Annotated in this window: 6 protein-coding genes and 1 pseudogene; 4 read left to right on the forward strand and 3 right to left on the reverse strand. The window is 65.6% G+C overall.

Annotated elements, in window-relative coordinates:
- A pseudogene (locus PHQ87_RS14055) lies at positions 1-321 on the reverse strand (hypothetical protein); the annotation flags it as partial.
- 228 nt (positions 322-549) lie between these two features.
- On the opposite strand from PHQ87_RS14055, the gene PHQ87_RS14060 reads away from it, so the two are divergent.
- Genes PHQ87_RS14060 through PHQ87_RS14070 form a run of 3 tightly spaced genes read left to right on the forward strand, consistent with a single transcriptional unit; the run spans position 550 to position 2453 of the window.
- The gene (locus PHQ87_RS14060) at positions 550-1560 is read left to right on the forward strand and encodes a sulfate ABC transporter substrate-binding protein (protein ID WP_300235602.1); all 1011 of its coding nucleotides are present in this window, start codon (positions 550-552) and stop codon (positions 1558-1560) included.
- Positions 1561-1615: 55 nt separating this feature from the next.
- Positions 1616-2212, forward strand: a complete 597-nt coding sequence (gene ssuE, locus PHQ87_RS14065; protein ID WP_300235605.1) for an NADPH-dependent FMN reductase — start codon at positions 1616-1618, stop codon at positions 2210-2212.
- A gap of 25 nt (positions 2213-2237) precedes the next feature.
- Complete coding sequence (locus PHQ87_RS14070) at positions 2238-2453, forward strand: TOBE domain-containing protein (protein WP_300235608.1); 216 nt, start codon at positions 2238-2240, stop codon at positions 2451-2453.
- A 173-nt stretch (positions 2454-2626) separates the two neighbouring features.
- On the opposite strand, the gene PHQ87_RS14075 is transcribed toward PHQ87_RS14070, so the two are convergent.
- Both PHQ87_RS14075 and PHQ87_RS14080 read right to left on the reverse strand, forming a co-directional pair.
- Positions 2627-3997 carry an LLM class flavin-dependent oxidoreductase gene (locus PHQ87_RS14075; RefSeq protein WP_300235611.1) on the reverse strand — a complete coding sequence of 457 codons (1371 nt, stop codon included), beginning with the start codon at positions 3995-3997 and terminating at the stop codon, positions 2627-2629.
- A gap of 25 nt (positions 3998-4022) precedes the next feature.
- The gene (locus PHQ87_RS14080) at positions 4023-4892 is read right to left on the reverse strand and encodes a TauD/TfdA family dioxygenase (RefSeq protein WP_300235615.1); all 870 of its coding nucleotides are present in this window, start codon (positions 4890-4892) and stop codon (positions 4023-4025) included.
- Positions 4893-5127: 235 nt separating this feature from the next.
- Here PHQ87_RS14080 and PHQ87_RS14085 point away from each other — a divergent pair.
- Positions 5128-5372, forward strand: a 245-nt coding sequence (locus PHQ87_RS14085) for a hypothetical protein (RefSeq protein ID WP_300235618.1), incomplete at its 3' end; no start/stop codon positions are given.

Genomic DNA, 5372 nt, shown 5'->3' on the forward strand with positions numbered 1-5372 from the left:
GGCCGAGAAGGCCATCAGCGCGGCCTCCTGCCGCTTGCTCACGCGCTGCACCAAAAACACGGGCAAGGCCCCCACCGCGGTGGCCAGGGCGGCCAGCAGCGAGGCCTGCACGCCTGCCGTCATGGCGCTGTCGGCGCCGGTGGCGTCCCACCAGTGGCGCGTGGGCGCCCAGAAGGTGCTGGCGGCGGCCAGCCCGGCCATCACCAGCAGGCCGGCGCCGAGCGCCAGCAGCGCGGTGCGCAGCGCATGCGGCGGCACGGGCAGTTCCAGGCGCTGCACCTGGTGCCACACGGGTTGCATCTGGCGGATGAGGGCGGTCATGCGGCGAGCTCCTGTGTCTGCATCTCCCGGTTGATTGTGTCGATTCCTATGGGTTTTGTGAAATTGATTGCATCAAGCAGGGCGATAGCCTGGCGATAGCTGCAGTACGGGCAAGCGCTTTTTTGAAAGATGTTTATGTAATTTGTTTAGGAAAACATATTCGTTTCAATTATGAGGAGTCGGCAGGATGATGCGGACCACTCTCCATTTCATCGAAAGGAATCCACCATGTCCCGCCGCCTCGTTCTCCGCGCCGCTGCCGCCCTGACCCTGCTGTCCTCCGCGACGGCGGTCCTGGCCCAGGGCCAGCCCCTGACCCTGCTCAACGTGTCCTACGATCCGACGCGCGAGCTTTACGTCGAGGTCAACCAGGCCTTCGTCAAGTACCACAAGGCCAAGACCGGCCAGGATGTGACCGTCAAGCAGTCGCACGGCGGTTCGGGCAAGCAGACCCGCGCCATCATCGACGGCCTGGAGGCCGACGTGGCCACGCTGGCGCTGGCCGGCGATACCGATGCATTGCACACCAACGGCAACTGGATTCCCAAGGACTGGCAGAAACGCCTGCCCCTGAACAGCTCGCCCTACACGTCCACCATCGTGCTGGTGACCCGCGCGGGCAACCCCAAGAACATCAAGGACTGGGACGACCTGATCCGCCCCGACGTGAAGGTCATCACGCCCAACCCCAAGACCTCCGGTGGTGCGCAGTGGAACTACCTGGCGGCCTGGGAATTCGCCAAGCGCAAGTACGGCAGCGATGCCAAGGCGCAGGAGTTCGTGGGCAAGCTGTACGCCAACGTGCCGGTGCTGGACACGGGTGCGCGCGGCTCCTCGATCACCTTCGCGCAGCGCAACCAGGGTGACGTGTTCATCTCGTGGGAGAACGAGGCCTACCTGCTGGAAAAGGAGTTCGGCAACAAGGTGGACTTCATCTATCCCTCGCTGTCCATCCTGGCCGAGCCGGCCGTGACCGTGGTGGACAAGAACGTGGACAAGAAGGGCACGCGCGCGCTGGCCGAGGAGTACCTGAAGTTCCTCTACACCGAGGAGGCGCAGGACATCATCGGCAAGAACTTCTACCGTCCGCGCTCGGAGAAGGCGCAGGCCAAGTACGCCAAGCAGTTGCCCAAGCTCAATCTGTTCACGATCGACGAGGCCTTCGGCGGCTGGACGCAGGCCAAGAAGGTGCATTTCGCCGATGGCGGCACCTTCGACCAGATCTATACCAAGAAGTAATTCGCACCGTCTGTTTGCTGTCACACGCCTTTCTTTTTGTCGGGAGCCCTGGAACATGTCTGTTTTGCTGATTGGCGGCAGCCCCACCGAGCATTCGCGCTCATCCACCCTGCTCGATGCCGTGGCACAGCGCCTGCGTGAGCAGGTGGATGGCCGGCGCCTGCCGATCGACCGCCTGCGGGTGCGCGACCTTTCCCCGCAGGCGCTGCTGCTGGCCGACTGGGGGCATGCCAGCGTCAGGCACGCCATCGAGCAGGTGGCCAATGCGCGTGCGCTGGTGATCGCCACGCCGGTCTACAAGGCCGCCTACAGCGGCGTGCTCAAGGTGTTCCTGGATCTGCTGCCGCAAACGGCGCTCAAGGGCAAGGCGGTGCTGCCGCTGGCCACGGGTGGCAGCCCGCACCACATGCTGGCGCTGGACTATGCCCTGCGGCCGGTACTGCAGTCGCTGGGCGCCAGGCACATCCTGCCCGGGGTCTACGCGACCGACGCGCAGGTGCCCAAGGATGCCCATGACCAGTACCACGTCGAACCGGAAATCGGGCAGCGCCTGGACGACGCGGTACACCTGCTGCTGCAGGAGGGGTTGCGGATACCGGTCACGGCCGGGTTTGCACCGGTGCCGTTTTCGCAGGCGCTCTACAGCGTCTGATTGTCGTGTTCAAGGGAGCTTTTTCATGTCCGTTCAAGCCATCAACGTCCGCAACCAGTTCCGCGGCAGGGTCAAGGCCATCATCCAGGGCGACGTCGTGTCCGAGGTCGATGTCGAGACGCCCTGGGGTATCGTGACCTCGGTCATCACCACCCGCTCGGTGATCGATCTCGGCTTGACCGTGGGGTCCGACGTGGTCGCCCTGGTCAAGTCCACCGAGGTGTCGATCGCCAAGATCTGAAGGACCCACGCTCCAGCCACGAAGCCCCGGCCCTGTGCCGGGGCTTTGACGTGGGCGGGGCCGACACGATGCGCGGCTGCCTGCGAGGTGGTGAGCGGGTGCAGGAACGCGGCTGACAAAAAAGAAGCGGAGCCTGCCCTCCGGCAGGACTCCGCCCAACCCCCCGCCGTGTTTCAGGCAGCCCGGGCCTGCGGTTCGGCCCAGCGGCTCTGCGGTCGCTCCAGCCCCAGGTTCTCGCGCAGCGTCGTCCCTTCGTAGGCGGTGCGGAACAGGCCCCGCTTCTGCAGTTCGGGCACCACCAGGTCGACGAACTCGTTCAGGCTTTGCGGCAGCACCGGCGGCATCACGTTGAAGCCGTCGGCCGCACCCTGCTCGAACCATTCCTGCATGCGATCGGCAATCTGCGACGGCGTGCCGACCACCACCCAGTGGCCGCGCGCGCCGGCCAGGTATTCGTAGAGCTGGCGCACGGTGTACTGCTCGCGGCGGGCCAGCTCCAGCACCACGTGGGCGCGGCTGTGGATGCCTTTGGGCGGCTGCGGGATATAGGGCGGACGCGCGTCCAGGTCCCATGTCGACAGGTCTTCGCCGGGCCAGAACGGTGCCAGTGTGGCCAGACCGACCGAGGGATGGATCAGCGCCTGCAGCTCGGCCCACTTGGCCTGTGCTTCTTCCTCCGTGCGGCCGATGACCGGGGAGATGCCGGGCAGCACCAGCAACTGTTCGGGCCGACGACCGTACTTGGCCAGGCGCCCCTTCACGTCGGCGTAGAAGGCCTGCGCTTCCTCAAGGCTGGTCCAGGCGGTGAAGATGGCTTCGGCGGTGGCAGCGGCGAGCTCCTTGCCGTCCTCGGACGAGCCGGCCTGCACGATCACCGGGTGGCCCTGCGGCGGGCGTTCGATGTTCAGCGGCCCCTTGACCTTGAGGTGTTTGCCGATGTGGTTGAGCGTGTGCAGCTTGTCGGGGTTGAAGTAGACACCCGAGGCCTTGTCGCGTGTGAAGGCGTCGTCCTCGAAGCTGTCCCACAGCCCCTTGACCACGTCCACGAATTCGTGGGCCCGTTCGTAGCGCTGGGCCGGGTCGGGGTGCGCGTCCAGACCGAAATTGCCATGCACGTTTTCGGCACTGGTGGTCACCACGTTCCAGGCGGCGCGGCCTTTGCTGATGTGGTCCAGCGAGGCGAACTTGCGCGCCAGCAGGTAGGGGTCTTCATAGGTGGTGGAGGCGGTGGCCACGAAGCCGATGTGCCGGGTCACCGCCGACAGCGCGGCCCACAGCGTGACCGGCTCGAAGTGCGAGAGCCGGCCCTGGCGGCTGAACGACTCGCGGTCGCCCTGGTGCCAGATGCCGGGGCTGTCGGCCACGAAGACCTGGTCGAACAGTCCGCGCTCGGCCGTCTGCGCGAGCTCGATGTAGTGGTCGATGTTGACGCCCGCGTCGGCCTGCGCGCCGGGGTGGCGCCAGGCGGCGACGTGGTGGCCTGTGGCCATGATGAAAGCTCCCAGGCGGAGCTTTCGCTGATTCGGCCGTTGTGCTTGGGTCATATGGGTTCCTCCTTGGTGTGTGTGATCAGAATGTCTGCTCGGCCGTGATCGTGATGCGGTGCAGCTTGCGGTGCTGCGGGAAGAAATCGCCCACCGCATAGTGCTGGGTGGACCGGTTGTCCCACACCGCCAGCGTGCCGGGTGCCCAGCGCAGGCGGGCCTGGAATTCGGGCACCCGCACCAGTTCGAACAGCTGGGTCAGCAGGGCGTCGCTGGCCGAGCGCGTCAGGCCCTTGATGTGGCTGGTGAAGGTGCTGTTGACGTAGAGGATCTTCTTGCCGGTGACCGGATGCACGCGCACCACCGGATGCTCCACCGGCGGGTACTTGGCGCGCGCGGCTTTCAGTTCGTCGCCGCTGGCGTCCTTGCGCAGCAGGTACTCGGTCCAGCCGCTGATCTCCCAGGTGTGCACCGCGGTGAGCGTTTCCAGGTAGGCCTGGAAGGCCGGCGGCAGGCTTTCCCAGGCCTTGGTGAGGCTGGCCCACACGGTGTCGCCGCCGGTGGCGGGGATCACCTGTGCGTACAGACTGGTGCCCAGCGGTGGCTGCTCGCGCCAGGTGATATCCGCGTGCCAGTTGCTCGCGGCCCTGGGCCTGTCGGCCGTGCTCTCGACGATCTCGATCTCGGGGTGACTCTGCAGACGCGGGAAAAATGCCTTGACCTCGGCCACGTCCCCGAAGGTTCGGGTGAACCGCACGTGCTGTTCGGGTGTCAGGTCCTGATCGCGGAAGAAGATCACCTCGTGGCGGGCCAGCGCGTCCCGCAGTTCGGCCTGGGTGGTGTCGTCCAGCGGCTGGCGCAGGTCCAGGCCATGGATGACGGCGCCGATGTTGTGGGTGTAGGGCTCGGTCCTGAAGCGGGTGTACCGGCCGGGCAGGTCGTTGAGCTGGGACATGGGGACTCCTTGATGTGGATGTGTGATCGGCCGACACAGGGGTGCCGTCCTCCATTCACTATGTGCATGCCGGTGCCGGCCGTGAACGAAGCGTTCCGCATATGCAAACACGGCAATCGAGGATGTTGATGCCCTGTGCGGCATGAACTTATGACCAGAACAGCGGGGAGCCTGGAGAGGTGATCCGCCACGACGGCACTACCGCTGCGTTGGCCCGGCCGTCAACGAAGCGCTGGTGAACCAGCCACTGGATGTCGCCCGGCAGGGCGGCCTGCCAGGCATCGTGGTGCGCGCCGGCCAGTGCCTGGCGGCGCAGCCGGATCCGCTGCTAATTCGGTTTTGTCATAACCAAGTACGAAGTGATTCGTTCCGGTTTGTAGGGGGACCCTCCATGATCGGGCCTGACATTTTTCAGAGCCCGTTTGCTGAAGGAAGAGGCCCTTTGTCCGTTTTGAAGATCGCCACCGGCCCGGTCGGGTG

The sequence above is a fragment of the Hydrogenophaga sp. genome, assembly GCF_028698005.1.
Lineage (GTDB): Bacteria > Pseudomonadota > Gammaproteobacteria > Burkholderiales > Burkholderiaceae_C > Hydrogenophaga.